Origin of the sequence: Zeaxanthinibacter sp. PT1 (assembly GCF_028464225.1) — a bacterium.
GTDB lineage: Bacteria > Bacteroidota > Bacteroidia > Flavobacteriales > Flavobacteriaceae > Zeaxanthinibacter.
Genome location: NZ_JAQPCN010000002.1, coordinates 67,007 through 93,914, shown reverse-complemented (window position 1 = coordinate 93,914; position 26,908 = coordinate 67,007). Strand labels below are relative to the sequence as shown.

General features: G+C 45.0%; 23 protein-coding genes and 2 tRNA genes. 14 read left to right on the top strand and 11 right to left on the bottom strand.

What is annotated here, in order from left to right; genetic code table 11:
• Positions 1–15: 15 nt before the first annotated feature.
• Both lpdA and PP178_RS07465 read right to left on the bottom strand, forming a co-directional pair.
• On the bottom strand, positions 16–1,422 hold the full coding sequence (gene lpdA / locus PP178_RS07470; RefSeq protein ID WP_272593714.1) for a dihydrolipoyl dehydrogenase: 1,407 nt from the start codon (positions 1,420–1,422) through the stop codon (positions 16–18).
• 140 nt (positions 1,423–1,562) lie between these two features.
• Complete coding sequence (locus PP178_RS07465; RefSeq protein ID WP_272593713.1) at positions 1,563–2,027, bottom strand: Lrp/AsnC family transcriptional regulator; 465 nt, start codon at positions 2,025–2,027, stop codon at positions 1,563–1,565.
• 151 nt (positions 2,028–2,178) lie between these two features.
• Between PP178_RS07465 and PP178_RS07460 the strand changes: the two genes are divergently transcribed.
• The 8 genes from PP178_RS07460 (at position 2,179) to ribB (ending at position 11,664) form a co-directional block, all read left to right on the top strand.
• Positions 2,179–3,396, top strand: coding sequence for an aminotransferase class I/II-fold pyridoxal phosphate-dependent enzyme (locus PP178_RS07460; RefSeq protein ID WP_272593712.1), 1,218 nt, complete (start codon positions 2,179–2,181; stop codon positions 3,394–3,396).
• A gap of 76 nt (positions 3,397–3,472) precedes the next feature.
• Complete coding sequence (gene nhaC, locus PP178_RS07455; RefSeq protein WP_272593711.1) at positions 3,473–4,951, top strand: Na+/H+ antiporter NhaC; 1,479 nt, start codon at positions 3,473–3,475, stop codon at positions 4,949–4,951.
• A gap of 109 nt (positions 4,952–5,060) precedes the next feature.
• The gene (gene tpx, locus PP178_RS07450; protein ID WP_272593710.1) at positions 5,061–5,567 is read left to right on the top strand and encodes a thiol peroxidase; all 507 of its coding nucleotides are present in this window, start codon (positions 5,061–5,063) and stop codon (positions 5,565–5,567) included.
• Positions 5,560–5,925, top strand: coding sequence for a diacylglycerol kinase (locus PP178_RS07445; RefSeq protein ID WP_272593709.1), 366 nt, complete (start codon positions 5,560–5,562; stop codon positions 5,923–5,925). Before tpx ends, PP178_RS07445 begins: the two co-directional genes overlap by 8 nt.
• A gap of 64 nt (positions 5,926–5,989) precedes the next feature.
• Positions 5,990–8,350 carry an FtsK/SpoIIIE family DNA translocase gene (locus PP178_RS07440; RefSeq protein ID WP_272593708.1) on the top strand — a complete coding sequence of 787 codons (2,361 nt, stop codon included), beginning with the start codon at positions 5,990–5,992 and terminating at the stop codon, positions 8,348–8,350.
• Positions 8,351–8,353: 3 nt separating this feature from the next.
• Positions 8,354–9,001, top strand: coding sequence for a LolA family protein (locus PP178_RS07435; protein ID WP_272593707.1), 648 nt, complete (start codon positions 8,354–8,356; stop codon positions 8,999–9,001).
• Between the two features lie 72 nt (positions 9,002–9,073).
• On the top strand, positions 9,074–10,525 hold the full coding sequence (locus tag PP178_RS07430) for an LptF/LptG family permease (RefSeq protein ID WP_430974701.1): 1,452 nt from the start codon (positions 9,074–9,076) through the stop codon (positions 10,523–10,525).
• Positions 10,498–11,664: a 3,4-dihydroxy-2-butanone-4-phosphate synthase gene (gene ribB, locus PP178_RS07425; protein WP_272593705.1), complete on the top strand. Its 1,167-nt coding sequence runs from the start codon at positions 10,498–10,500 to the stop codon at positions 11,662–11,664. The genes PP178_RS07430 and ribB overlap by 28 nt, the downstream gene beginning before the upstream one ends.
• Here ribB and PP178_RS07420 read toward each other — a convergent pair.
• From PP178_RS07420 to PP178_RS07410, 3 genes are all read right to left on the bottom strand, one after another.
• On the bottom strand, positions 11,661–12,854 hold the full coding sequence (locus PP178_RS07420; RefSeq protein ID WP_272593704.1) for a DegT/DnrJ/EryC1/StrS family aminotransferase: 1,194 nt from the start codon (positions 12,852–12,854) through the stop codon (positions 11,661–11,663). The two genes, ribB and PP178_RS07420, sit on opposite strands and share 4 nt — an antisense overlap.
• A 64-nt stretch (positions 12,855–12,918) precedes the next feature.
• Positions 12,919–13,563, bottom strand: coding sequence for an NAD(P)H-dependent oxidoreductase (locus PP178_RS07415; RefSeq protein ID WP_272593703.1), 645 nt, complete (start codon positions 13,561–13,563; stop codon positions 12,919–12,921).
• Positions 13,564–13,567: 4 nt separating this feature from the next.
• Positions 13,568–14,326, bottom strand: coding sequence for a sulfite exporter TauE/SafE family protein (locus PP178_RS07410; RefSeq protein ID WP_272593702.1), 759 nt, complete (start codon positions 14,324–14,326; stop codon positions 13,568–13,570).
• 158 nt (positions 14,327–14,484) lie between these two features.
• Here PP178_RS07410 and PP178_RS07405 point away from each other — a divergent pair, with 158 nt between their 5' ends.
• The gene (locus PP178_RS07405) at positions 14,485–14,949 is read left to right on the top strand and encodes a hypothetical protein (RefSeq protein WP_272593701.1); all 465 of its coding nucleotides are present in this window, start codon (positions 14,485–14,487) and stop codon (positions 14,947–14,949) included.
• Between the two features lie 31 nt (positions 14,950–14,980).
• On the opposite strand, the gene PP178_RS07400 is transcribed toward PP178_RS07405, so the two are convergent.
• Positions 14,981–15,307 carry a DMT family transporter gene (locus PP178_RS07400; RefSeq protein WP_272593700.1) on the bottom strand — a complete coding sequence of 109 codons (327 nt, stop codon included), beginning with the start codon at positions 15,305–15,307 and terminating at the stop codon, positions 14,981–14,983.
• A 1,494-nt stretch (positions 15,308–16,801) separates the two neighbouring features.
• A tRNA-Ser gene (locus tag PP178_RS07395) sits at positions 16,802–16,886 on the bottom strand.
• Between the two features lie 250 nt (positions 16,887–17,136).
• Here PP178_RS07395 and PP178_RS07390 point away from each other — a divergent pair.
• From PP178_RS07390 to PP178_RS07375, 4 genes are all read left to right on the top strand, one after another.
• Entirely contained in the window at positions 17,137–17,949 is an 813-nt protein-coding gene (locus tag PP178_RS07390; protein ID WP_272593699.1) for a sulfite exporter TauE/SafE family protein, read from the top strand.
• 75 nt (positions 17,950–18,024) lie between these two features.
• Complete coding sequence (locus PP178_RS07385; RefSeq protein ID WP_272593698.1) at positions 18,025–18,372, top strand: rhodanese-like domain-containing protein; 348 nt, start codon at positions 18,025–18,027, stop codon at positions 18,370–18,372.
• A gap of 105 nt (positions 18,373–18,477) precedes the next feature.
• Entirely contained in the window at positions 18,478–19,785 is a 1,308-nt protein-coding gene (locus PP178_RS07380; protein WP_272594094.1) for an NAD(P)/FAD-dependent oxidoreductase, read from the top strand.
• A 149-nt stretch (positions 19,786–19,934) separates the two neighbouring features.
• Complete coding sequence (locus PP178_RS07375; protein WP_272593697.1) at positions 19,935–21,263, top strand: MBL fold metallo-hydrolase; 1,329 nt, start codon at positions 19,935–19,937, stop codon at positions 21,261–21,263.
• 41 nt (positions 21,264–21,304) lie between these two features.
• Here PP178_RS07375 and PP178_RS07370 read toward each other — a convergent pair whose 3' ends face one another.
• The 3 genes from PP178_RS07370 to PP178_RS07360 are packed head-to-tail and all read right to left on the bottom strand — an operon-like array spanning position 21,305 to position 24,823.
• Positions 21,305–22,312 (bottom strand): 4-hydroxyproline epimerase, encoded by a 1,008-nt coding sequence (locus PP178_RS07370; RefSeq protein ID WP_272593696.1) that lies wholly within the window; start codon positions 22,310–22,312, stop codon positions 21,305–21,307.
• A gap of 7 nt (positions 22,313–22,319) precedes the next feature.
• Positions 22,320–23,903 carry an aldehyde dehydrogenase (NADP(+)) gene (locus PP178_RS07365; protein WP_272593695.1) on the bottom strand — a complete coding sequence of 528 codons (1,584 nt, stop codon included), beginning with the start codon at positions 23,901–23,903 and terminating at the stop codon, positions 22,320–22,322.
• Positions 23,900–24,823: a dihydrodipicolinate synthase family protein gene (locus tag PP178_RS07360; protein ID WP_272593694.1), complete on the bottom strand. Its 924-nt coding sequence runs from the start codon at positions 24,821–24,823 to the stop codon at positions 23,900–23,902. Before PP178_RS07360 ends, PP178_RS07365 begins: the two co-directional genes overlap by 4 nt.
• Before the next feature lie 208 nt (positions 24,824–25,031).
• Between PP178_RS07360 and PP178_RS07355 the strand changes: the two genes are divergently transcribed.
• Positions 25,032–26,594, top strand: coding sequence for a M28 family peptidase (locus PP178_RS07355; protein WP_272593693.1), 1,563 nt, complete (start codon positions 25,032–25,034; stop codon positions 26,592–26,594).
• Positions 26,595–26,702: 108 nt separating this feature from the next.
• Here the strand turns inward: PP178_RS07355 and PP178_RS07350 are convergent.
• Positions 26,703–26,778, bottom strand: a tRNA-His gene (locus PP178_RS07350).
• Positions 26,779–26,908: the final 130 nt, after the last annotated feature.

Below are 26,908 nucleotides of genomic sequence, written 5' to 3'. Positions count from 1 at the left end.
ATTCATTTGGTTAGATTAGATGTGCAGCGCCCTGTCTTCAGTGGCCGCCAGCGCAGCTTCTTTTACCGCTTCCGCATAGGTTGGATGTGCATGGCTCATCCGGGCAATATCTTCAGCAGAAGCACGGAATTCCATCGCTGTAACTGCTTCGGCTATGAGGTCGGCACAACGAGCACCAATCATATGTACTCCCAGTACCTCGTCTGTTTTCTTATCGGCAAGGATCTTTACAAAACCATCCGTATCCATACTGGCTCTTGATCGGCCTAAGGCACGCATGGGGAATTGCCCCACTTTATAATCTACTCCTTTTTCTTTGAGTTCTTCTTCAGTTTTACCCACTGCAGCAACTTCGGGCCAGGTGTATACCACTCCCGGGATCAGGTTGTAATCTATGTGTGGTTTCTGACCGTCTAAAATCTCGGCGACCATAGTACCTTCTTCTTCAGCCTTATGGGCTAGCATTGCTCCTCTTACTACGTCCCCTATCGCATAAATATTTTGAGTACTGGTTTGCAACTTTTCATTCACTTCTACCCTACCTGCTGTATCCAGCTTAACTCCTGCTGCTTCGGCATTGAGTCCGTCTGTATAAGGCCTTCTTCCAACAGATACCAAGCAATAATCGCCTTTAAATTCTACTTCTTCACCTTTTTTATCGGTGGCCTTAACAATGACTTCTTTACCTTTTCGCTCAACCGCGGTGACTTTATGAGCCAGGTTAAATTTCACTTTCTGTTTCTTTAAAACCTTCATCAGTTCTTTAGAAAGCGCGCCATCCATCCCAGGGATAATTCGGTCCATATACTCCACCACCGTTATCTCAGCGCCCAATCTCTTATATACCTGTCCAAGTTCCAGGCCGATGACCCCACCTCCGATGATGATCATGTGCTTGGGAATTTCCCCTAGTTTCAGCGCCTCTGTTGACGTGATGATGCGCTCTTTATCGATATTGATAAATGGTAAGCTGGAAGGTTTAGAGCCTGTAGCAATTATGATGCTCTTAGCTTCTATCTCCTCAGTTTTGCCATCCTCCTTGGCGATATTTATATGTGTGGCGTCCTTGAAACTTCCCAGTCCCTGGTACACCTCAATTTTATTCTTATCCATCAGGAATTGAATTCCTTTGGTAGTCATGTCAACAACACCCTGTTTCCGGGAGATCATTTTCTCAAGGTTAACTTTAACCTCGCCCGGGATCTCAATGCCATGTTCTTCAAAATGCTTGACCGCATCTTCGTAATGATGAGAAGAATCTAAGAGGGCTTTAGAGGGAATACATCCCACATTCAGGCAGGTGCCGCCCAAGGTTGAATATTTCTCAATGATCGCTGTTTTCATTCCCAATTGGGCACATCGGATGGCCGCGACATATCCGCCGGGACCTGAGCCAATTACGGCTACATCGTATGAAGTCATAGTATACTTTTCGTTAATGAAGGAAGTTTCCAAGTTCGCGCCTACTCCGGCAACGAATTACAAAAGTACAAATGTTTTAACGTTGCGCAAGCTAAACAGAAACGGCATCCCTATAAGGTTCAGAGAAAACCCCCGGCTTGTCACCCCAATGGAACTGCGGTGGTATATTTTACCTCCGAGATCACGAAGGAGCTTTGGGTACTACCAATATTCTTTATGGCCGTCAGTTTGGTCACCATGAATTCCCGGTATGCCTCCATATCGCTAACATGAATCTTAAGGATATAATCATAATCTCCTCCTATATGGTAGCATTCCACAACTTCTGCAAGTTTCAGCACTTCTTTTTCAAACTGCAGTACATTTTCTTTTATATGCTGGCTTAAGCGGACATGACAGAAGACTGCGAAATTCCTGCCCACTTTTTTCTTATCCAATAAAGCCACGTAATGAGATATGATCCCTTGCTTTTCCAATCTCTTGATCCTTTCATATACGGCTGTAGCGGATAGGCCCAACTCCAGGGCATACTCCTTGATCGTCTTTTTTCCATCCCTTTGCAGGATGCCCAGTAGCTGTAAATCTGTATGGTCTAATGTGATCATGAATATTATTCTGTTTTTAAATCTTAAACGGATAAATTACAAATAATATTCTATAATTTATTCATATCATAGTTGAATTTACTACCAACTCTCATTTTAACAACATATAACACTTGTGTTTTGTAAATTTGATGATTAAACACACATTACTATGGATCGCAAAGCAGCAGACAGGCTACAATATTTACAGTACTTTGGAGAATTTGGTGGAGTGAACCCGTCCATTTCCGATTCTTCGACCTACACTTTTCTCTCGGCCAAAACGATGTTCGACACTTTTGAAGGTAACACCGAAGGCTGCTATCTCTATAGCAGGCACTCCTCCCCTTCTAACCTTTACTTAGGGGAAGCCCTGGCTGCATTGGAAGGTACAGAGACTGCAAACGTAACCGGAAGTGGCATGGGCGCTATTACGGCCACGATCCTGCAGCTTTGTGGTGCAGGAGACGAATTAGTAAGTAGCCGAACTATCTACGGAGGCACCTATGCCTTTATGAAAAATTTCCTGTGCAGGTTCAATATCAACACTTCATTTGTCGATATAACGGACATATCAGCTGTAGAACGATCTATCACCCCTAAGACCAAAATGATTTTTTGCGAGGCGGTGAGCAACCCACTGCTCGAAGTAGCAGATATTAAGGCGTTGGCAAAACTTGCTAAAGCACATAATATACCCCTGGTGGTGGACAACACCTTCACCCCATTATCTATACATCCTATAGCGCTTGGAGCCGATATCGTTATCCATAGTTTGACCAAGTTCATCAATGGTAGCAGTGACTGCGTTGCCGGGGTAGTCTGTGGGTCCACGGATTTCTGTCTTTCCCTCAAAGATGTCAATGACGGCGCGGGAATGCTCCTGGGAAGTACATTAGACAGCCTTAGAGCTGCATCTATACTGAAGAACATGCGAACGCTGCACGTTCGTATCAAAAAGCACAGTGAGAATGCACTATACCTGGCACAGAGTTTTGAGAAAGACGGGCTTAGAGTAGTATACCCGGGCTTGAGTTCGCACCCCGGGCACAAGCTTATGAAATCCATGATCGTTGAGGAATTTGGTTTCGGAGGTATCATGACACTAGACGTAGGTAGCCTGGACAATGCCAATGCCCTCATGGAAATGATGCAGGAAAAGAATTTAGGCTACCTGGCTGTTAGTTTAGGGTTTTACAAGACGCTATTCAGTGCTCCCGGCTCTTCAACCTCTTCAGAAATTTCTGAAGAAGAACAAGAAGAAATGGGCCTTAGTGAAGGACTTATCCGGTTCTCGATCGGTTTAGACAATGATATTGAGCGAACCTACAGGCAGATGCGCGAATGCATGGTAAGCCTGGGTATCCTCAGCGAGGCTGTCAGCGTTTGATAATATAATGACCCGATACAGTGTTTGCAGAACATGTATCAAAATCGTAATATTACGGACAAACTGAAAAGACCAAATGGCGAAAGAACCAGCGAATGCCCCCCACAGTGATGACTCCGTAGAACAGAATAAAGAATTAAACATTTGGGAGGCATTAATCCCAGTATTCGCATTGATTGCGATGCTCGCCTACAATGTTTATGTTTTTGGTGATGATGCCATCAGCGGTTCCAACCAGTTTATCCTGTTATTGGGAGGTGCTGTAGCCGCAATCGTAGGAGCCTTTAATAAGGTCTCTTACGAGCGAATGCTGGAAGAAGTGGCCAAAAACGTAAAATCAACTACCGGGGCGCTTTTAATATTGCTCATGGTAGGAGCCCTGGCTGGCACCTGGTTGATCAGCGGGATCATTCCGGCCATGATCTACTATGGTTTACAAGTACTGAACCCCACCATATTCCTTGCAGCCTGTGTAATCATCTGTGCGGTGATATCCGTGGCGACGGGAAGTAGCTGGACTACCTCTGCCACAGTAGGTATTGCGCTTATTGGTATTGGTGAAGCTTTGGGAGTTTCCCTGGGCATGACCGCAGGCGCAGTTTTATCCGGTGCCTACTTCGGAGATAAGATGTCTCCCCTGAGTGATACTACCAACCTGGCGCCCGCCATGGCCGGTGGTAATCTTTTTGACCACATCCGCTATATGGCGCTAACCACTACCCCAACCATACTGATCACCCTCACTGTATTTATCATTATCGGTCTTACAACAGATACCACGGGTACCCCTGATACGGATAGCATCCTAACCTCCATAAAGAGTACTTTTAATATTAACGGCTGGTTATTCCTTGTTCCTGCTGCCGTTATCTTCCTGATCGTTAAAAAAGCTCCCCCGCTGATGGCTCTTTTGGTTGGTACCCTTCTAGGCGGGGTGTTTGCATTGATATTCCAGCCGGGGATCGTCGCCGGGATTACCGGGGCCGAACAACTCACCTTTGAGTCGGGTTACAAAGGCGTTATAAACGCGATTACGGTTAATACCTCTATCCCGACAGATAACCCTGCGCTTAATGACCTGTTTTCTGCAAAAGGAATGTACGGGATGTTAGGTACGATCTGGCTGATCATCTGTGCGATGGTTTTTGGTGGGATCATGGACGGGATCGGAGCACTTTCTCGCATCACCCAATCCTTGCTGAGCATGGCTAAATCAACCTTTGGGCTTTTTGCCAGTACGGTCGGTAGTTGCCTGGCATTGAATGTAACGGCTTCGGATCAATACCTTGCCATCGTAGTTCCCGGAAAAATGTTTGCCCAGGCGTATGAAGATAAGGGCCTTGCCCCGGAGAACCTGTCCCGGACCCTGGAAGATTCCGGTACCGTTACCTCTGTATTAATACCCTGGAACACTTGTGGTGCATACCACAGCAGTGTCTTGGGAGTGGCCGTAGGTGAGTACTTTGCCTTTGCCATCTTCAATTGGCTCAGCCCTTTTACCACCTTATTCTTTGCAGCAGTTGGCATAAAGATAAAGCAGCTCGCCAAGTCCTAAAATCCCGGTTTATATGATTCCCAGCAGGATTACTTAATTTGGGCAGGTTTTATGGCCATAGGTTTTTTTATATTTCATAATTTCACAACCTAACTTTAAGAACGCAACAATGGCTACAGTTACCGGCAAAGGACAACCCATGAACACGCTCGGAAAACTTCCGGAGGTAGGTAGTAAAGCGCCTGATTTCCAACTTACAAGGATAGATTTTTCAGATGTATCTATTAAGGATTTCAAAGGAAAGAAGATTCTCATGAACATTTTCCCGAGTATAGATACCAGCACCTGTGCTACCTCCGTAAGGAAGTTTAATGAAAAAGCCGCAAATTTAGAAGACACCGTGGTCCTATGCATATCTAAAGATCTTCCACATGCCCAAAAGCGTTTTTGCGGAGCAGAAGGTATAGACAATGTGATCCCGCTGTCCGACTTCAGGAGTGGTAATTTTGGTAAGACTTATGAAGTAGAATTTACAGACACCCCCATTAAAGGCCTCTTATCAAGATCTGTTGTAGTGGTAGACCGGGAAGGAAAGGTCATTTACACGGAGCAGGTTGCAGACACGAGTAATGAACCCGATTATAACGCAGCCTTACAGGCTTTGAGCAATGGCTGAAGAAAGTTTTTTTGTTAACCGTGTCCGCAGTATTGGAATTGCACTGAAAGGTGCAATACTACTGTTACGCACAGAGGGTAGTATCCAGATCCAGGCGGCACTGGTGGTGATCATGACCATAGCCGGTTTCTTTTTTGAGATCAGTACCATGGAATGGATCATGCAGGTATTTGCTATAGGTTTGGTCATGGGTATCGAGGGAGTTAATACTGCAGTGGAGAAACTATCAGATTTTGTGCAGCCTGATCACGATCCCAGGATAGGGTTTATCAAAGATGTATCAGCCGGTGCTGTAATGATTGTTTCTATAGCTGCAACTGTTATAGGCCTACTGATCTACGTACCGAAAATATTTTAAAAAAGAACGGAGGAATCTCCTTCGTGCTTAAATTTGTAATTTAGTTCCCAGATTTTAAGAATTCATGGCTAAGAAGAAAAAAAAGTCCAAACCTACATCTTCTAAAAAAAGCGTTTCATTTCGGCTGTCTAAACAGAATAAGGTCATCTTCGGAAGCCTTTTGGTCCTGTTAAGCCTGGCACTCTTTTTCTCTTTTATATCCTTCTACTTTACCTGGCAGGACGACCAGAGTTTATTGAGCGAGTTCAGGGATCGTAATGCCACCGCCAAGAACCTGCTGAATAAATTTGGAGCGGCGGTCAGCCATTTCTTCATGTATCGTGGATTTGGTATCGCTTCATTGATATTTCCTTACCTGCTCTGCATAACAGGACTTCACCTTTTCCTGAGTATCGGTCGCAATGGCCTGGTCAGAAAATGGATCTGGGGGCTGGTATTTGTCATCTGGATTTCCATCGCCATGGGCTTCTTTGCTTCAGAAATGCCGCTACTCGGTGGTTTGGTCGGTTATGAAATGAACGATTTCCTGCAGGATTACACCGGCAAGATCGGGGTCTTCTTATTGCTTTTATTTGGCCTTACTATTATTATGGTCCGTCTGTTCAAATTCACACCGGAAGGTGTTGCCGATTTCTTCAACAAGAAGAAGGCGGCCGTGAAGAACGAATTTAAAACGGATAAAAGCAGTCCTGAGGCTGAAAAGGATACTGTAGCGACTATCACTAATGAAGAGGAAGAAGCACCGGTTGTACTAGATCCTTACACCCATAAAGAAAACATTCCCCCTTTAAGCCCGGAGCCCAAAGCCGAAATAAAGAAAGAGCCCGAGGACGATCTGGAAATGGAAGTGGAGACTGTGGCGGAAGAGAAAGAAGAAACAGACCTGCTATCCGATAAATTAGTAGAGGATTTTGGGGAATTTGACCCAACCCTGGAACTGGGTAATTACAAGTTCCCACCACTGGACCTCCTGGAACAACACGGATCCGGGGGAGGAATTACGATCAACCAGGAAGAACTGGAGGAGAATAAGAACAGGATTGTAGATACCTTGAAGAATTATAAGATCGGGATTGCCCAGATCAAAGCGACAATTGGTCCAACAGTAACCTTGTACGAAATTGTTCCCGAGGCCGGTGTCCGCATATCCAAAATTAAGAACCTGGAGGATGATATCGCCCTATCCCTCGCAGCTCTTGGTATTCGTATCATAGCCCCAATCCCGGGTAAGGGGACCATCGGTATTGAAGTCCCCAACAAGAACGCGACAACTGTTTCTATGCGTTCTGTGATCGCATCGAGCAAATTCCAAAAGGCAGAAATGCAATTACCCATTGCATTCGGGAAGACCATCAGTAACGAGACCTTCGTAGTAGATTTGGCGAAAATGCCACACATGCTTATGGCAGGTGCCACAGGCCAGGGAAAATCCGTAGGGCTCAACGCCGTATTAACATCCCTCTTGTATAAGAAGCACCCGGCAGAGGTAAAGTTCATTCTCGTCGATCCGAAAAAGGTTGAATTAACGCTTTACAATAAAATAGAACGTCACTTCCTGGCCAAGCTCCCGGATTCTGAAGATGCCATTATTACAGACAACACCAAGGTTATTAATACCCTGAATTCGCTCTGTATAGAAATGGACAACCGCTATGAGTTGCTGAAACTGGCCATGGTACGTAATATCAAGGAATATAACACCAAATTCAAGGCACGGAAACTAAATCCTAATGACGGGCATAAGTTCCTGCCCTACATCATCCTGGTTATCGATGAATTTGCAGACCTGATCATGACGGCCGGTAAGGAAGTAGAAACCCCTATCGCCAGGCTAGCACAATTGGCCCGGGCTATCGGGATCCACCTGATCATTGCCACACAGCGGCCTTCCGTAAACGTGATCACGGGAATCATAAAGGCTAATTTCCCGGCCAGGATCGCTTTCAGGGTTACCTCGAAAATTGACTCGCGAACCATCCTCGATGCCCAGGGTGCGGACCAGTTAATTGGTCGAGGGGATATGTTATTTACGCAGGGGAACGACGTAACCCGGTTGCAATGCGCATTTGTAGATACCCCGGAGGTTGCCAAGATTACGGAATATATCGGGTCGCAGCGCGCTTACCCGGATGCTCATCTCCTGCCAGAATATGTAGGAGAAGATTCTGGCACGAGTATTGATTATGAGATCGCAGACCGGGACGCCATGTTCCGTGAAGCGGCAGAAGTTATCGTTACCGCCCAACAAGGTTCGGCCTCCTTGATCCAACGAAAATTAAAGCTTGGATACAACAGGGCAGGTAGAATTATTGATCAACTGGAGGCTGCGGGAATTGTAGGGCCGTTTGAAGGAAGTAAAGCCAGGCAAGTACTGGTGACGGACCTTTACGCTTTGGAACAGTTATTAGAAAATGAAACAAAATAGAACATGAAGAATATTATTTGCTTATTGCTACTCGCAACCTTCAGTATCACGGGTCTTAAAGCCCAGGATGCCAATAAGGCGAAAGCCCTGTTAGAAGAGGTTTATAACAAGGTGAAAAGCTATGACAACATTACTGTTGATTTTAAATACGAACTCAACAATACTGAAGCCAATGTGAAACAGGAGACACGCGGTGATGTGACCCTACAGGGAGAGAAATATATTTTCAATTATATGGGGTCTCAACAGCTATACGATGGCAAGAAGGTGTACACCATCGTTCCTGAAAATGAAGAGATCACAATTGAGGATAAATCTGAAGAAGGGAATACCATTACTCCATCAGATATGCTTACCTTTTACAGGGACGGTCATAAATACGAATGGGATATCCTGCAAAACGTACAGGGAAGGAAGATACAGTATGTTAAACTGATCCCGATAGACAGCTCTTCTGAGATTGCGTCTATTCTCCTGGGAGTGGATGTGGAAACAAAGCATATCTATAAGCTGATCGAGACCGGGAAAAATGGCACAAAGACCACGATCACTGTTAATTCTTTTAAAACAGATCAGCCCTTGTCCAAAACCTTATTTACTTTTGATGAGAGCAAATACGAGAACGAAGGCTACTACATCATAAGAAACTAAGCATTGCGGATCCTTGACCAATATATATTAAGGCGGTTTCTCCTAAATTTTTTCAGTTCGTTTGTAATATTGATGTTCATCTTCATATTCCAGACGATCTGGCTTTTTATTGACGATCTTGCCGGGAAAGGATTAGACCTGATCATCATCGGGAAATTCCTTTTTTACCTGATGCCGAACCTGACAGAAAAGGTTCTGCCGCTCACGGTATTACTGTCTTCTATTCTCACTTTTGGTGCTTTTGCAGAGAACTACGAGTTTGCCGCGATGAAGGCTTCGGGAATCTCCTTGCAACGTGCCATGTTGCCCCTGATCGTTTTTGTTACCTTCCTGGGATTTGTGACCTTCTATTTTGCCAACAATGTTATCCCGGCTTCAGAGCAGAAGATCTACAACCTTCGCCGGAACATTGCTACGGTTAAGCCCGCGGCGGTAATTGAAGAAGGGGTATTCAGTGATTTTGAAGGCCTAAATATTAAGGTGGATAATAAGTCCGGTGAAAATGACAGGTTTTTGGATAATGTCATTATTCACAAAAAATCCGAGCTGCAGATCAATAATACGGTGATTAAAGCCAAATCCGGGGAGTTGATCTCCAGTGAAGGGTCAGATATCATTCAACTGGTCCTAAAGGATGGACATTACTACGAAGAACTACGGCCTAAGGCAAGTGAAGAAAGACGAAAATATCCTTTTGCCAAATCCAATTTTGAAACTTATACCATCAACATAGAGATCCCGGATAACACCCAGGACCTGGAAGAGGAACGCAATGTACGGACGGATAAGATGAAGAATATCTCCCGTCTTAAAAAGGATATCGATTCCCTGAAGGATAACAACACGGAGATCGTGGTGGCCTTTTCAAAAAATATTGTCAACAGAATGGGTGGATTTCCGCTAGCCGTACCGGATTCTTTAAAAACTCCCTCCCCAGGTATGAATAGCCAAGTGTCTGCGGCTAACGACAGTCTTGTCACAGCCGGGTTTACGCCGGAAAAGACAGAGGTAGACTCTCTTGGGCCTGTGCCTGAGAACATAACAGATCTTTATGCTGAGTGGCAGCGAATCCAGATCTACAACTCGGCCAACAATGCAGTTACCAATATCCTGAATACCGTTAAGGGTAAGAAAGAGGAACTTCAGCGCCGTTATAAGATCTACAATATGCATATCCTATCCCTGCATAATAAATACGCACTCGCATTCTCCTGCATCATCTTATTCTTTGTAGGAGCTCCTTTGGGGGCCATCATCAGGAAAGGGGGGCTAGGACTGCCCATGGTCATTGCCATTGTTCTTTTCCTGGCGTATTATTTCTTAGGCGTGTTTGCCGGTAATTATGCCAAGGAGGGGAATATACACCCTATGCTCGGGGCATGGCTTTCTACGCTAATAATGTTACCTTTGGGTGTTTACCTGACGCGCAGGGCAACGGCAGACAGGGGGCTTATGGATATGGGCCACTTTGTACAAAAGATTAGTAGGCTATTTAAATGGAAAAAGAAAAAAAAGACAGCGTGATCAGCAGCAAAGAAGGAAAAATAGTCCTGAATACTATTGAAGAGGCGATAGAGGATATCAGGCAGGGAAAGGTGATCATTGTTGTAGATGATGAAAACCGCGAGAATGAAGGTGATTTTATCGCAGCCGCTGAAAGCGTGACCCCGGAAATGATCAACTTCATGGCTACTCATGGTCGTGGCCTTATATGTGCTCCCCTCACCGAAAAGCGATGCTCCGAATTAGAACTCTCTATGATGGTGGAGAACAATACCGTTCTGCATCATACCCAGTTCACTGTTTCAGTGGACCTGATCGGCCAGGGCTGTACAACTGGAATATCGGTCCACGATCGTGCCAAAACGATCAAGTCACTGGTAGATAAAAGAACTAAACCGCATGACCTCGGTAGACCAGGTCACATTTTTCCCTTACGGGCAAGGAACGGTGGAGTACTCAGAAGGACCGGCCATACGGAAGCTGCTGTAGATTTTGCCCGTTTGGCGGGCTTTGAACCAGCCGGTATCCTGGTAGAGATTCTGAACGAAGACGGAACAATGGCCAGGTTGCCACACTTAGTTAAAGTGGCTAAAAAATTTGATCTGAAGCTTGTCTCTATTGAAGACCTGGTAGCCTATAGGATGCGCTATGACAGCCTAATCGTGAAAAAGGAATCCTTCCAGGTGAACACCCGTTTTGGCGAATACACCTTACATGCATACCAGCAGACCACTAACGACCAGGTGCACCTGGCGCTCACCAAGGGCAGCTGGACCCCGGGAGAAGCAATACTTACCCGGATCAACTCTACCCTGGTCAATAATGACATCCTCGGTACCCTTACCAATAATGCAGACAAGAAATTGGACGATATGTTCCAGGCACTTAATGAAGAAGGTCGGGGAGTGATCGTATTTATTAACCAGCAGAGCGAATCATTCAACCTGTTAAAACGTATCCGCGGCCTGAAGGAGAACCAGGAAAAAGGAATTATGAAGGCTCCGAAAATAGAAATGGATAGTAAGGATTTTGGTATTGGCGCACAGATCCTCCACGACCTGCACATCAGTAAAATGAGGATCATGACCAATACAACCCAGACAAAGAGAGTCGGAATTGTAGGTTACGGCCTCGAGATTGTAGATTACGTTCCTTATTAGACAAACTGTTTTAAGACGTCGGCCATTTTATCAGCTCTGTCTTGCACCTCCTGCCCTGACCAACTTAACTTGACTAAACTGGAAATAGTCCTGCCCATCCATTGATCAGAATCAGGAAATTGGGCATTAGTCATTGCACTGATCCTCTCTTCAATTTCGGAATTCAGTTTACCCAGGCTTTTTAATTGCTTCAGGTGATCCCATTTCCTGTGGTAATGCCAGTTATTGTCATACCAATAGAAGCAGGCATCTACCCCTGCAGCACCCAGGGCTGCATGTGCATCACGGGCTGCTTGTTCGCCCGGAAGGAAGAAGTTCAGGAAAGAATAATTTTCAACACCCCCCTCCGGCACTCGCCTGAAGGTAATCCCGGGTATTTTTTCCAGAGCATTTCTCATGACCAGGTAATGTTTCTTCTGGATTTCGAGGAATTCATCAAGCCTGGCAAGTTGGGCGACACCAACCGCTGCATTTAGTTCAGAAATACGGTAATTATAACCGAGGAAGGGGTGAGATTCTGCTCCCCTATCATTCCCGCTATGATCATGCCCGTGATCCGAATAATGATCGGCATGCTTATAATAGGTTTCGTCATTGGTGATTAATGCGCCTCCTTCGCCACAAGTAATCGTTTTCACATAATCGAATGAAAAACAACCCAAGTCACCATAACTTCCCAGGGGCTTTCCCTGGTAAGAGCCGCCTATGGCCTGGCAGGCGTCTTCTAGCAGGAGTAATTTATGCTTGTCACAAATTGTCTTTAGCGCCTGGAGATCGGCCATGGAACCGCACATATGTACAGGCATAACCACCTTGGTTCTATCGGTAATAGCCTTCTCCACAGCTTGCGGAGAAAGAGTAAGCGTATCATCAATATCTACCAGGACGGGAATAGCTCCGAGTGCCAGTACGGCCTCAAAGCTCGCTACAAAAGTAAATGTCGGTACTATCACTTCATCCCCTGCGCCTACCCCGGCACTAGCCAGGGCTACGGTTAATGCTGCGGTACCACTGCTCACTAACTGGGCGTACTTGGTCTGCATCCGAGATGCCAGTGCATTTTCCAATTCTTTCGCTTTCCAATGCCCTTGTCGCATTCCGTCAAATCCATAACGCATCAACACTCCAGAGGATAAAACATCCTGAACTTCTGTTCGTTCATTATCTCCAAAAAATTCGAATCCGGGCATACTTATAAGGGTTTAAAAAAGAATAACAAATAAGGTAAATTATAATTTCTGCGGGAGCGAGCCGCTATGATGGGTCGGGAATATGAATGATGGTTTTATCAATGGACCTTCTTACTTTCTTGAATTCAGAGAACATATCATCCTCTGCCCTGTAGCCGACAGGCAATACAAGAACGGAAGACAAGCCGAGTTTGTCAAGTCCAAGGAGTTCATCGTACTCGGCCGGCATAAATCCTTCCATCGGGCAGGAATCTATTTTACGAAAAGCGCAGATCGTTAAAAGGTTTCCCAATGCCAGGTAGGCCTGGTTCCTCGCCCAATCCTCTACCTGTTTCTGGTCCCAGCCCGCAAAGGTTGCCAGCATCTGTTCCTTGTAGGGTTCCAGAATCTCATCACTCGTACCCCTTATCTTCTTGATAGTTTTAAAATATGAACTGATGTAATCCGGGCTAATCTCTTTCTCTATACAAATCACCAGGACATGGGATGCCTGGGACACCTGTTTCTGTCCGTAAGAAAGCGGAAGTAAGCGCTTCTGCAGGTCTTTATCACTCACCACAACCAAACGGATGGGTTGAAGCCCAAACGATGTGGCTGTCAGGTTGAATGATTGTTTCAGTACGGCGATATCCGTATCCGGCAGCATTTTCTCTGCATCAAACTTTTTTACTGCGTATCGCCATTCCAGATGTTGTATAAAATCTTTCATAAAGCTATGGGTTAAAGAACCATAATTTCACGGCCATGATCACGACCATAATCACTAAAAATGTTTTAATAAAACCGTCCCCTTTATCGACAGAAACCCTACTCGAGAACCAGGCCCCCAGCCCATTCCCTATCGCGAGGACAAGTCCCACCTGCCATACTACCTTGTCATTGAGCACAAAGATGAGTAATGCGCCTATAGTATAGATAAACACTACCGCTACTTTGGTTGCGTTGGCCATCACCAGTGACAAGCGGTTGATATAGTGCAGGAAGAGAATGATAATAAAGCCGATACCGGCATTGATAAACCCTCCGTAGATGCCGATAAAGAAAAAGGAAATTATCGCTATCCACAGGTATTTGCCGCTTAGGCGTTCCTGTAATTCCTCCATCCTGATCCTGGGTTTAAAGATAATGATTAAGACCACGATGACCATAACTACAGCCAGGATGCGATTGAAGGTCTCCCCCTTAACATCAACAGCCAGGTAAGCGCCTATTAATGAACCCAGCAGGGCGGCTATCCCCAGGTATATATTGAAGGGAAAAGTAGAGACACCTTTGCTTTTAAAACCTGCAACCCCCATGGCGGTCTGCAGAATAACGGCAACCCGGTTAGTTCCGTTAGCCACAGCAGGCGGGAGACCAAGAAATATCAGCACCGGTAGCGAGAGCAGGGACCCTCCTCCTGCAATTGTATTGATAAACCCTACAATAAATCCGACTGCGATCAATAAGGGATAATGGTACCATTCTTCCATCAAGCAAAAATAAGCTTTGAGCAACAGTTCATAGTTTGTTCATCGAGATTATTGCTGAAAGCATGCGCATTTCATCGATTAATAACTACAGCATGACGATGGCTTTCTATTTTTTTACTAGTTTTATTTGTGAGTTATTTCCTATAAGCCCCCGACCTATGAAGATCAGTACGCTACTCCTTATATTCGGATCACTGCTTTTGACTGTTTCCTGTTCTACGGATGCTGTAGAGACTGATGATCTTTCAGGACTATATGGAACCTACAAACTGACCGAACTCCGGTCTAATGATCCCTCTGAATTTAATTATGGCGGAGTGGCTTCATATAACCTTATCGAAGCTTTACCCTGTTTAGAAGTGATCACCGTGATCAAAGAAGACCATACGTACGAGACTATTGCCGTTGAGCTGGTGACCAGTACTGATCCGGTGAGTAAGGGTTACACCTATGCCTGTGGAAATGAGGCTTTTATCAAGAGAGGCACATGGAATATGTATGACGGGCAAGTGGTGATGGGTAATGCAACTTTTGAGATTGTCGGCAACCAATTGATCGATGAGCGTGATCCTGAACTTGAATGGTTTGACCGCCTGATTCACACCAAGCTCGAAGAATACTAAGCTTACCTCCCACCCCCTTTTACATTAATTACTAAGCGGAGACGTATTTTAGCCCTATTATAGATCCTATCAGGGTGGTAATAAAGAATACCCTCCAGAAGGTTGCCGGTTCTTTAAATACCAGGATACCGACCAAGACGGTTCCAACAGCCCCGATCCCTGTCCAGACCGCGTAAGCCGTACCAATAGGGAGTTCCCGTGTCACTTTCACCAGCAGCAACATACTAACCGCGAGGCAGATGACAAAGCCGCTGTACCAGTAGGTCACCTCGTTACCTGCGGACTCCTTCGCCTTACCAAGGCAAAAGGCGAACGCCACTTCAAATAATCCTGCGATGATCAATAGCAACCAATTCATAGCGTAATTTTAAAAGCCGTAGCTACAAAGATGGAACAAAAAAACGGCAAGTGCTTAAGTTACATTTATGCCATGATAGTATGGACATCACACCGGTTAAGTTCTATTTTGGAGACCAACCTACATTTTGGGGACAAGCCCCCTCCCCATGACCAAAAGATAATTGGTTTCACTGCAGGAATCAAGTAGTGGGGTTTTTGGTTACAGCCCGCCCGAACGTACCGTCCGGTTCGGGCGGGAGTTACAAAGGGACATAGGTACAGAGGGACAAAAGAGACTGAATTATTATAAGGCATGCTCAAAGCTCAAACCTCGAACCACCCCCCGGGGTTCTTAACCCCGCCCCGATTCTAAGTTAACTAAGTCCAATGCAGGAAACATGCAGGGTAATTGAAAAAGGGACAAAAACAACTTCCGCCACAGCCAGTTATTTATGCTGCGTCACGATGGTTGTAAATTCCCGGTGGAATATTATCCCTCGAACTTCAAACTCCAAACCTCGAACCACCAGAGTTACTCGCTGCGCCCACCTACCGCCGGGCTAGCTCCTGATCCCGGGTGGGGGTTCCTCCATGAAAACCCGATGCTGGCGCCCTCGAACTTCGAACCAACCCGGGGTTCTTAACCCCGCCCCGCGTACAAATTAATGTTCTTCAATGCAGAAAACTTGCAGTGAATGAAGTGATAATTGGCCAGGGTGATGAAAGGATAACTCGACTCTTTGCGTTAATTAGTCTGCTCACTTTTGCCTGCAACAATTGGCGGCAGGCATGCTCAAACATCGAACCTCAAACTTCAAACTTCGAACCATCCGGATTACTCGCTCCGCCCGCCTGACGGCAGGCAAGCTCGTGATCCCAAGGGGGGACCTGCATTAAAAACCCGATGCTGGCGCATCGATGGCTTTTTTTTATTCCCCTACGCTTTGGAAAGAACATCCCAATTCGAACTTCAAACTTCAAACTTCGAACCATCCGGATTACTCGCTCTGCCCGCCTTACGGCAGGCTAGCTCGTGATCCCGGGTGGGGGACCTGCATGGTGAAAACCCGATGCTGGCGCATCGATGGCTTTTTTTTATTCCCCTACGCTTTGGAAAGAACATCCCAATTCGAACTTCAAACTTCAAACTTCAAACTTCGAACCATCCGGATTACTCGCTCTGCCCGCCTTACGGCAGGCTAGCTCGTGATCCCGGGTGGGGGACCTGCATTAAAAACCCGATGCTGGCGCATCGATGGCTTTTTTTTATTCCCCTACGCTTTGGAAAGAACATCCCAATTCGAACTTCAAACTTCAAACTTCGAACCATCCGGATTACTCGCTCTGCCTGCCTTACGGCAGGCTAGCTCGTGATCCCGGGTGGGGGACCTGCATTAAAAACCCGATGCTGGCGCATCGATGGCTTTTTTTTATTCCCCTACGCTTAAGGGAGCAAGCTCCCTACGCTTTGGGGAATAAAAAAAACCCTGGGCTTTCACCTAGGGTTTTTATGCGGAGGAAGAGGGATTCGAACCCCCGGAGGTGTGACCCTCAACAGTTTTCAAGACTGCCGCATTCGACCACTCTGCCATTCCTCCTTAGCGGCTGCAAATATAAAAAGGATTTTCTATTATCAATAGTCTTTCGTTAAATTATTAATCAAAAACAACCTATTAATCTGATTTATAATCCCATAATGAACCACACTGGTATGCCTTTCCCCACACTCTAGAAAATCATTTAAAATAGACCTGGTTAATTCATCGGACGGGGATAACAGCTCTGTAACCTTTGTTACTCCTGATCATTAATAGTGCTCTTACCTTCGTACAAATAAATTGGTACTGAATGGAAATACTGCAAATTATAGGCTATGCCGGGGCTTTGATCATTGGAATATCATTAGGACTTATTGGGGGTGGAGGTTCCATTTTGGCTGTACCTGTACTGGCCTACCTCTTTTCTATCAATGAAAAACTCGCTACCGCTTATTCTCTTTTCATCGTAGGGACCAGCGCTTTGGTTGGTAGTTATCAACAGCATATAAAGGGCTATGTAGATTGGCGTACAGCCGTGGTATTTGGCATACCAGCGATCACAGGTGTTACTTTGGTCCGGTATTTTTTTATCCCTGCGCTCCCTGAACTGCTCTTTTCTGTAGGTGGTTTTGATTTTACACGCAGGATGGGAATGTTCGGCCTGTTTGCGATCCTGATGATCCCAGCTGCCTATTCCATGCTTAAGAAAGATAAGATTGGTATTAAGAAACCTAGCGGTGATATTTCCTATAATTATCCATTGATACTGCTTGAAGGGATTGTGGTGGGAGGAATTACCGGGATTATCGGGGCAGGTGGCGGATTTCTTATCATCCCGGCCTTGGTGGTACTGGCTAATGTAGAAATGAAAAAAGCGATAGGTACCTCTCTTATCATTATAGCAGTAAAATCTCTATCGGGGTTTTTCCTCGGCGATGCCATGACCATGGAAATTGACTGGATATTCTTAAGTATATTCACAGCAGCATCCCTTATAGGCATTATCATTGGAAGCTACCTTGGAAATTTTATTGACAGCAGGAAACTAAAAAAAGGGTTTGGTTATTTTATACTACTTATGGCTGGCTTTATTTTTTATATGGAATTCGTCTTCCTACCCTGAAACTACCAATAATACACCCATAAAATAGCGTAGTAAACATCATAATTTTAAAATAAATCATTAAAGAATTAAGATATGTCCTTTTTAAGCAATCTATTCGGTCAGAAGTCCAATAGCTCAGAGAAGATCACCATCCTTGATCCGGAAGCATATGCCGAAGCAATAGATATGGGCCAGGTACAATTGGTCGATGTAAGAACAGCAAGTGAATATCGAAGCGGCCATATTAAGAACGCCAAAAATATCGACTGGTTCAAGCAAAAGAACTTTACAGAATCTGTAAAGAAACTGGACAAGGACCAGGAAGTATATCTCTATTGCCGGTCAGGAGCTCGAAGTTTAAAGGCTGGCAGAAAGCTTTTAGATATGGGGTTTACAAAAGTCTATGATCTTAAGGGCGGTTTCAATGCCTGGAAACGATAAGATCGTAGTTCAGGCACTACAGCAGCGGGACCTCAATGTAACTCAAGTTACTGAAAGGCAACACACTAAGGTGTATTTTTAGAGAAACAACTAATTCTCATGAAAATGGACCCACGTTACCAAGTACTAATTATCGGCGGTGGAACTGCCGGAATTATGGTGGCTTCCCAGCTACTCAGGCAAAAGAAAATAAATGATGTCGCCATCATAGAACCCGCGGACACTCATTACTACCAGGCGGCATGGACCTTGGTTGGCGCAGGGGCCTACAATTTTAGCAAAACAGCTAAACCCATGGCTTCAGTAATACCTGAAGGGGTTACTTGGATCAAGGAAAAAGCAACGATGCTGGATCCGAATCACAACAGAATATTTACTTCAGAATCAGGATCAATCAGCTATAATTACCTGGTCGTAGCACCGGGACTTACCTATGATTACTCACAGGTACCCGGACTGGGGGAAGCCATAGACCGTGGTGTTGTATGTAGTAATTATACCGATCCTGAACATACCTGGGAAGTCATAAAAAATTTCAAAGGCGGAACGGCCTTGTTCACACAGCCGGCCACCCCTATAAAATGCGGGGGTGCCCCCCAAAAAATTATGTATCTCGCCGAGAGTTATTTCAGGAAGAGCGGTGTGCGCAATAAATCCGAAGTAATATTCGCAACACCCGGAACCATCATCTTTGGTATACCGGAAATTGCCAATACATTAATGGATGTCGTAAATAGGAAAGATATCAACCTGAGATTCTATCATAATTTGGTTAAGGTTGATGGCGAACGTCAAATTGCCTGGTATGAGATTAGTAAAGAGATAGAAGACGGGAAGCAAGTGATCGCAGACCGCGATGGTGATACTAAAAGCCTTGACGAATCCCTGCAATATAATTACAAAGACGTAAAAGTCTCTGTTAATGGAGACCTGTACGGTATACATTATGATATGTTACATACAGCACCACCTTCGGTAGCGCCCGAGTTTGTAAGGAACTCTCCATTGGCGAACAAATCTGGCTGGGTGGATGTTAATCCTGATACCCTGCAACACAATAGCTACCCTAATATTTTCAGCCTGGGAGATGTGGCCGGTTTACCGACCGCCAAAACCGGGGCAGCGATAAGGAAACAGGTTCCCGTAGTGGTTGATAACCTGGACCTGCTTATCAGGCACCATAAAATGGGGCAATTGAGTTATAACGGGTATTCCTCATGTCCACTAGTAACAGATTACGGAAAGATGGTGCTGGCCGAATTTGACTATCAGAATAACTTTACACCGGATCCAAAATTAAAGCAGATGCTCGTATTTGACAGTGCCAAAGAACACTGGCGCCTCTGGCTGTTAAAAAAATACGGTCTCCCCTACCTCTATTGGAATAAAATGCTGAAAGGCAAAATGGTCTGATGGTTATAGCCCTGTAAGAAAAATTAATCAAAAAGGCTTTTGGTTCATTTTTTCTTGCTTTCCTTTCTGTCCTTTCAGTCTAAGTAACTTATGTTACTGCCATAAACATTACAGTACACTAATTTTACTATTGAAAAAACAGTAGAAAAATGATTATTAAACAATTTGAATATAATCCGTTAGCCCATTATTCGTATGCCATTGTAAGCAACGGAGAAATGGCAATCATAGATCCCGAAAGGGACCCCATACAGTATTACAATTTTGCTAAAGAACAGGAGGCCGTGATTACTGCTGTAATTGAGACCCATCCTCATGCCGACTTTATCAGTTCTCACCTGCAGATTCATAAAGAAACAGGGGCCACCATCTACAACAGTGAAAAGTTAGGGGCAGAATACACCCATCAAACTTTTGATGAAGGAGACGAGCTTAATATAGGCAATGCCAGGCTGCGTGCGATTAACACCCCAGGTCACTCTCCGGACAGTATCACAATTGTAGCAGAAGAAAGAGATAAAACCGTGTTATTTACCGGGGATACACTCTTTATAGGTGATGTCGGACGCCCTGATCTGAGGGAAAAAGCCGGGAATATGAAAGCTAAACGGCGAGAATTGGCCGAGGCCATGTACCACACGATACAGGAAAAATTTAAGGACCTTCCGGACGATGCTATAGTTTACCCGGCACATGGAGCAGGATCGCTTTGCGGAAAGAATATGAGCGATGATAGCAGCAGTACCCTGGGTAACGAGAGAATGGGGAACTGGGCCTTCCAGGACCAGTCCAAAGAAGATTTTATCAATACCCTTTTAGACAGTCAACCCTTTATCCCCTCTTATTTTGGGTATGATGTGGACCTGAATAAAGCCGGTGCTCCTTCATTAAGAGATGCCATGGCTGCTGTTCCATTCAAAATAAATGAGTCCGTAAGTAAGGGAATAATAATTGACGTACGGGATGAAAGTAAATTCAAAGCTCACCACCTGCCGGGCAGTATTAATATACAGGCTGTTTCTGAAAATTCTAAGTTCGAGACCTGGCTGGGAGCAATCGTTAAGCCAAAAGAGGAATTTCACATTGTCGTAGAATCACCTACAGATATGGTGCCCGTGCTGGAACGGGTATGTAAAATTGGCTACGAACAGCAATTGAGCTCTATAGTGACTTTACCCTATAAATCCATGGTAGCGACAGATAGTCTGGATTTGACTGATTTTAAGAAAAATCCTGATCAATATACCATTGTCGATATCAGGAATGCCAGTGAAGTCGAGGAAGGAAAGTTCTTTGAGAATGCGCTGAGTTACCCGCTCAACACCCTAAGGGACACTGTAGACGAGATCCCTCGGGATAAACCCATAGTCGTGCATTGTGCAGGAGGATACCGAAGTGCAGCGGGTAGTAGTATCCTGGCTAAAGAGTTGGACCAGGACGTATATGACCTTGGAGAGGCAGTAAATGAATTCAAATAATATAATTTTTTAAAGGAAACTTATGTAATGGCTTCTGGGAATTAAAGCACCTGGAAGCCATATGCATATGGATCATTATCGTCTATAGTAATGGTATTTTGTCCGTAGATCCTGGCCCAGCCTTCAATGCTAGGTATGATCGCGGGCTTTTCCCCTACTTTGGTAATTTGTTCAATGCGACCCGTAAAGCGTGATCCTATAATACTTTCATGGATAAAGGGTTCACCCGCCTGCAATTTTCCCTGGGCAAACCATTGCGCCATACGAGCACTGGTACCGGTACCACAAGGAGAACGGTCTATGGCCTTTTCACCATAGAAAACAGCATTCCGTGCTGTAGCTTCCGGGCTGATCGTGTCCCCGGTCCACATTAGGTGGGTAACATCCCTGATCCTGCTATCAAGGGGGTGTATAAAACGGTCTGGGTAAGTTTGGTTAATCTTTTGACGAATCTCCCCACTGAAATGGACGATTTCTGAAGGCGACAAATATTGTAAACCCCCGTAATTCTTCTGTGGATCAATGATCGCATAGAAATTCCCGCCATATGCGACATCAAATATCAAAGGCCCCAGTCGCCTGGTATCGACCTTTAAATCTTGCTCCATCAAAAAGGAGGCTATGTTGGTAATTTTTACCCAGTCTACCTTATTTCCTTTAAGACCGTAAGCCGCAGTGACGAGCCCGGCCGGAGTTTCCAGGCGAACAGTACCCGGACTTTTCGGAATTATCAATTGATGCTCTATCGCAATAGTTACGGTGCCAATAGTACCATGGCCGCACATAGGCAGGCAGCCACTGGTCTCTATAAATAATATCCCGGCATCGTTTTCAGGGTTCGTGGGGGGATAGATCATACTCCCGCTCATCATATCATGCCCCCTGGGCTCAAACATAAGCCCCTTCCGTATCCAATCATAATGGGTGAGAAAATGCAAGCGCTTTTCTGCCATACTGGCTCCCAGCAGTAAAGGTGCTCCCTTGGCAATAACCCGCACGGGGTTACCACAGGTGTGACCATCAATACATTCAAAAACATGCACTGCCATACGTCTATTATAGGGGGTGATCGGTATACCTACCGTTTACTTTCCTGTTAATTCCAAGTGGATTAGTGTCCTTTAATATTACCGGTAATAGCGACTGGGGACAATCCTGGAAACAAACCGGTCTTACCCATCGATAAATGGCTCGCATGCCTACCGATGTAAACCGGCTGTCCGTGGTTGAAGGATATGGACCTCCATGCTGCATGGCTTCTGAAACCTCTACCCCGGTAGGAACACCGTTAAATAATAATCTTCCTACTTTGGATTGTAGTTTCTTTACAAGTTTTCCGTTCTGCGACAATTCTGCCATTTCCCCGACAACAGTCCCCGTTAGTTGTCCTTTAAGGCTATCTACCACATTGAACATCTCCTGTAAATCCGAACATGACACTAGCAGGCTGAAGGGTCCAAATACCTCGTGTTGTAAGTCAGGATTCTGCATAAAATCGTGTCCTGAAACCGTTAAGAGTACCGGGGCAGCTTTGTAATTTTTATCACTCTCCCCGGGATCTGATACTATGTGGGTATTAGGTTGTTTTTTCTGGGCCGATGCGCATCTTAAGTAATTCTGGTGTATATCGGGATGTAGCATAGTCCCCTGTTCTGATTTTATGAGAGAAGTACTAAGCGTACTCGAAAATTGATCCAGGGCTTCACCCGTAATTCCAATGAGTAAGCCCGGGTTGGTACAAAATTGACCGGCCCCTAATGTAATCGAGGAAGCGAATTTCTCTGCCCAGCTGTCGGCATTTGATTCGAGTGCACCCGGTAATAGTACTACCGGGTTTACGCTACCCATTTCTGAGAAAACCGGGATAGGTTCTTCGCGCTGCCCTGCCAAGTCGTACAATGCTCTTCCACCCGCCACACTACCAGTAAAACCTACGGCTTTAATCCCCGGATGAATTAACAGCTGTTGTCCTACCGTAGTTCCCTGGCTATGCAAATGTGAAAAAACTCCGTCCGGCATTCCCGTGTTCTCCGCTGCCTTAATAATGGCCGAAGCGACCAATTCACTGGTACCGGCATGCATGGGATGACATTTATAGACCACCGGGGACCCGGCTGCCAGTGCACTCACCGTATCACCACCGGCCGTTGAAAAAGCGAAAGGGAAATTACCTGCTCCGAACACAGCAACCGGCCCTATAGCAAATAGTACATTCCTGAGATCGGGTCGCGGATGGGGTTGCCGTTCAGCATCTGCAGTTTCAATCACGGGATGTCTCCAATCTTCATTTTCGATAAAATGAGCAAAGGACTGCAGTTGGTTCAGGGTCCTGCCCCTCTCTCCTATCGCCCTGCCTTCCGGCAAACCGGATTCCTTGCAGTAAGTAAGGATGAGCTGATCTCCAAGCCGACTGATCTCTTCAGCAATAGCTCTTAAGAATTTAGCCCGCTCTGCTCCTGCTAATTCGCTGAATGCAGGAAAGGCCGAAGTAGCAAGGGTAACGGCCTGATCAATCTCTTCTTCGGTTGCTTCAAAATATTGCTCTTGGTTGGGCTCATCTTTTAGCGGGTTATAGGTAGAAAAATGACTACTTCCTTGTGCAGACCGGGTTTTACCTATAAAATTCTGTCCTGTGATCATTGCTGAAAATGTTTTTTGAAATCCGGTATCTGCGGTCGCTCCGAAAGAGCCTTATCTATTATGGATTTTACTGTTCTACGCTCATCACCGCTCAACGGCAGCCTTGGTGGTCGTACATATTCCGTTCCTAGCCCGGTTGCTACTTCTGCCAATTTTATATTCTGCACCAACTGTGGATTGATATCCAGTTCAAGTAAAGGAAGGAACCAACGATAGAGTTTAAGGGCTTCCTCCGTTCTGCCGGCCCTGATCAATTCATATATGGCAACCGTCTCATGCGGAAACGCGCAGACTAATCCGGCTACCCAGCCATCTGCACCCATCAACAGGCTTTCCATAGCCAGGGTATCCACACCACATAAAACTTTAAGTCGGTCTCCAAATTCGTTCTTAATCCTGGTGATATTAGAGATGTCGCGGGTAGACTCCTTTACCGCCTGTATATTTTCATGTTCTAACAAGGTTTTGAACATAGCAATACTCACCCCTACCTGGTAATCTACCGGGTTATTGTAAATCATTATAGGTAATTCAGTTTCCCCGGCGATAGTTTCAAAGAAGTGTAAAATCTCCTTTTCCGTGGCTTTATATCGCATCGGGGGCAGTATCATAAGACCACTTGCCCCGCAGGATTCCGATGCTTTGGCATAATGGACTGCATCTTTGGTAGAACCTGTAGCAATAGTACTGATCACCGGAACTCGTCCCTCTACCGCCATCACAGCTTCTCGAAGTAGTTGCTGTAATTCATCCTGGGATAAGGTACTGGCTTCCCCCAGGGATCCCCCCAATATGACTCCGTGTACTCCCGCGTCTAATTGCGCCTGTAGATTGTGTTTAAATGCGGGGAGGTCTAACTCGTCCTTAGCGGTGAATTTTGTGGTCATTGCCGGCATAACGCCTTCCCATCTGAATTTCATAATTGGTCGGTTTACCTTGCAAAATACATTTCTTTTCTATGGGTCACAAGGTAGCTCTACATATTTTATCGCTTTACCAAAACCTAGGCTAATAGACGATAACAAACCTTTTTTTCAGGACAGAGATCCATACTACCAGACTTGAAAAGTTGCCCTGATAATTGCAGAAGTTTTCACTATTTTTGATGAATTCACTAAAAATAGAATAATGCAAAACAAATTACCCCTATTGGCTCTCGCCTTATTCATGGCCTGTAATTCGTCCCAGACCACGGTATCGGAGTCCCAGGAAAATAAATCTATGGCTGATCCGGCTAAGACCTATGCAGCTACCATCACAGAATCTGAATTACGGGAACATCTGTTTACCTATGCTTCTGACGAATTTGAAGGCAGGGAGACCGGGAAAGAAGGACAGAAAAAAGCGGTAAACTATCTTAAAGAACAATACCAGCAAATGCAGATACCGGCAGCACAGGCCAATGGAAACTATTTCCAGGAAGTTCCATTGGAGATCACTAAGCTACCGGAAGGTTCAGTCGCATCAGGAGATGCAACCTACACTATGGGAAAGGATTTCATCACCTTTTCTTCAGTTGAAATAAGTTCAGACCAGTTGGTCTATGCCGGTTATGGTATTGAGGATACCAATTATACAGATTTCGATGCTATTGATGTAGCGGGCAAAGTGGTTTTGATCAAAGCGGGAGAACCTGTAAAGGAAGATAAAACCTACAGTGTATCAGGATCTATGCAGCCTTCGGAATGGAGCAGGATGTCTGAAGGATTGGCTAAAAAAGCAGAATTACTCACGGAAAAGGGAGCTAAAGCCATTCTTTTTTATGACCCAAAGAATTATTCCAGGTTCAAGCGTTCATTTGATTATATGAGTCGCAATAACAGTGGAAGGATGGGTTTAAAGCAGGAGGACAATAGTGCTGCCTTAATCGTGATATCTAAAGATATGGCTGCTTCACTTCATCCGGAGATCGATGAAAAGGCAGAGGCTACCCTTTTGGATAAACCAATAGAAATTAAGTTGAAAAGTGAAAACGAACAGATCAGCTCTGAAAATGTCGTAGCCGTTATCAAAGGATCAGAGAAACCTGAAGAATACATTGTAGTTTCTTCACACCTGGATCACATTGGTGTTAATGACGATGGTAAGATTAATAATGGAGCCGATGACGATGGTTCCGGTACCGTCGCCATGTTAGAAATTGCCGAAGCTTTTAAAGAAGCAGTAAAAGCGGGGAACGGACCCAAAAGATCACTGGTCTTTTTGCACGTGACCGGTGAAGAAAAGGGTCTACTTGGATCACAGTACTATACCGATGTCGATCCTATTTTTCCTTTGGCAAATACGGTCGCTAACCTCAATATAGATATGATCGGAAGAATTGACCCCAAGAGAGATGGCGATCGCAATTATATCTACCTGATCGGATCGGATAAGTTGAGTACAGATCTTCACCAATTGTCAGAATCGGTAAATGACGAGTATACCAATATAGAATTGGATTATACCTATAATGATGAAGATGACCCTAATCGTTTCTATTACAGGAGCGATCATTACAATTTTGCAAAGAACAATATTCCGATCATTTTTTACTTTAACGGGACCCATGCAGATTACCACAGGGATACAGATACACCTGATAAGATCAATTATGATCTGTTGAAAAACAGGACGCAATTGGTTTTTTATACCGCTTGGGAATTGGCTAACCGGGATAGGCGTATTATCGTTGATAAAGCCACGAAATAGTGCAGTTGATTAAATTCTAATTCAATAAAAATGGAGGTCAATGACCTCCATTTTTTTATATAAAAAAAAGTCCCGATCAGTAAAGAAAGGGACTTTGTCCAATGTTTCGGGTGGAAGACCGGGTTCGAACCGGCGACCTCTGGAACCACAATCCAGCGCTCTAACCAGCTGAGCTACAACCACCGTTTGTCATCTAAGCCGCAATCAGTAAGGCTATTCGGCCTATAGATCCCCAGTTAAGAGAATCCCCTGCTTGTCAGCGGTGGCAAAGGTACTTTTTTTTAGCACAAGCTTCCAAAAAAAAATTCAAAATT

Excerpts from the sequence above, each read along its gene's own strand:
- lpdA (WP_272593714.1), bottom strand. The coding sequence starts at position 1,422 with ATGACTTCATACGATGTAGCCGTAATTGGCTCAGGTCCCGGCGGATAT.
- PP178_RS07465 (WP_272593713.1), bottom strand. The coding sequence starts at position 2,027 with ATGATCACATTAGACCATACAGATTTACAGCTACTGGGCATCCTGCAA.
- PP178_RS07460 (WP_272593712.1), top strand. The coding sequence starts at position 2,179 with ATGGATCGCAAAGCAGCAGACAGGCTACAATATTTACAGTACTTTGGA.
- nhaC (WP_272593711.1), top strand. The coding sequence starts at position 3,473 with ATGGCGAAAGAACCAGCGAATGCCCCCCACAGTGATGACTCCGTAGAA.
- tpx (WP_272593710.1), top strand. The coding sequence starts at position 5,061 with ATGGCTACAGTTACCGGCAAAGGACAACCCATGAACACGCTCGGAAAA.
- PP178_RS07445 (WP_272593709.1), top strand. The coding sequence starts at position 5,560 with ATGGCTGAAGAAAGTTTTTTTGTTAACCGTGTCCGCAGTATTGGAATT.
- PP178_RS07440 (WP_272593708.1), top strand. The coding sequence starts at position 5,990 with ATGGCTAAGAAGAAAAAAAAGTCCAAACCTACATCTTCTAAAAAAAGC.
- PP178_RS07435 (WP_272593707.1), top strand. The coding sequence starts at position 8,354 with ATGAAGAATATTATTTGCTTATTGCTACTCGCAACCTTCAGTATCACG.
- PP178_RS07430 (WP_430974701.1), top strand. The coding sequence starts at position 9,074 with ATGTTCATCTTCATATTCCAGACGATCTGGCTTTTTATTGACGATCTT.
- ribB (WP_272593705.1), top strand. The coding sequence starts at position 10,498 with ATGGAAAAAGAAAAAAAAGACAGCGTGATCAGCAGCAAAGAAGGAAAA.
- PP178_RS07420 (WP_272593704.1), bottom strand. The coding sequence starts at position 12,854 with ATGCCCGGATTCGAATTTTTTGGAGATAATGAACGAACAGAAGTTCAG.
- PP178_RS07415 (WP_272593703.1), bottom strand. The coding sequence starts at position 13,563 with ATGAAAGATTTTATACAACATCTGGAATGGCGATACGCAGTAAAAAAG.
- PP178_RS07410 (WP_272593702.1), bottom strand. The coding sequence starts at position 14,326 with ATGGAAGAATGGTACCATTATCCCTTATTGATCGCAGTCGGATTTATT.
- PP178_RS07405 (WP_272593701.1), top strand. The coding sequence starts at position 14,485 with ATGAAGATCAGTACGCTACTCCTTATATTCGGATCACTGCTTTTGACT.
- PP178_RS07400 (WP_272593700.1), bottom strand. The coding sequence starts at position 15,307 with ATGAATTGGTTGCTATTGATCATCGCAGGATTATTTGAAGTGGCGTTC.
- PP178_RS07390 (WP_272593699.1), top strand. The coding sequence starts at position 17,137 with ATGGAAATACTGCAAATTATAGGCTATGCCGGGGCTTTGATCATTGGA.
- PP178_RS07385 (WP_272593698.1), top strand. The coding sequence starts at position 18,025 with ATGTCCTTTTTAAGCAATCTATTCGGTCAGAAGTCCAATAGCTCAGAG.
- PP178_RS07380 (WP_272594094.1), top strand. The coding sequence starts at position 18,478 with ATGGACCCACGTTACCAAGTACTAATTATCGGCGGTGGAACTGCCGGA.
- PP178_RS07375 (WP_272593697.1), top strand. The coding sequence starts at position 19,935 with ATGATTATTAAACAATTTGAATATAATCCGTTAGCCCATTATTCGTAT.
- PP178_RS07370 (WP_272593696.1), bottom strand. The coding sequence starts at position 22,312 with ATGGCAGTGCATGTTTTTGAATGTATTGATGGTCACACCTGTGGTAAC.
- PP178_RS07365 (WP_272593695.1), bottom strand. The coding sequence starts at position 23,903 with ATGATCACAGGACAGAATTTTATAGGTAAAACCCGGTCTGCACAAGGA.
- PP178_RS07360 (WP_272593694.1), bottom strand. The coding sequence starts at position 24,823 with ATGAAATTCAGATGGGAAGGCGTTATGCCGGCAATGACCACAAAATTC.
- PP178_RS07355 (WP_272593693.1), top strand. The coding sequence starts at position 25,032 with ATGCAAAACAAATTACCCCTATTGGCTCTCGCCTTATTCATGGCCTGT.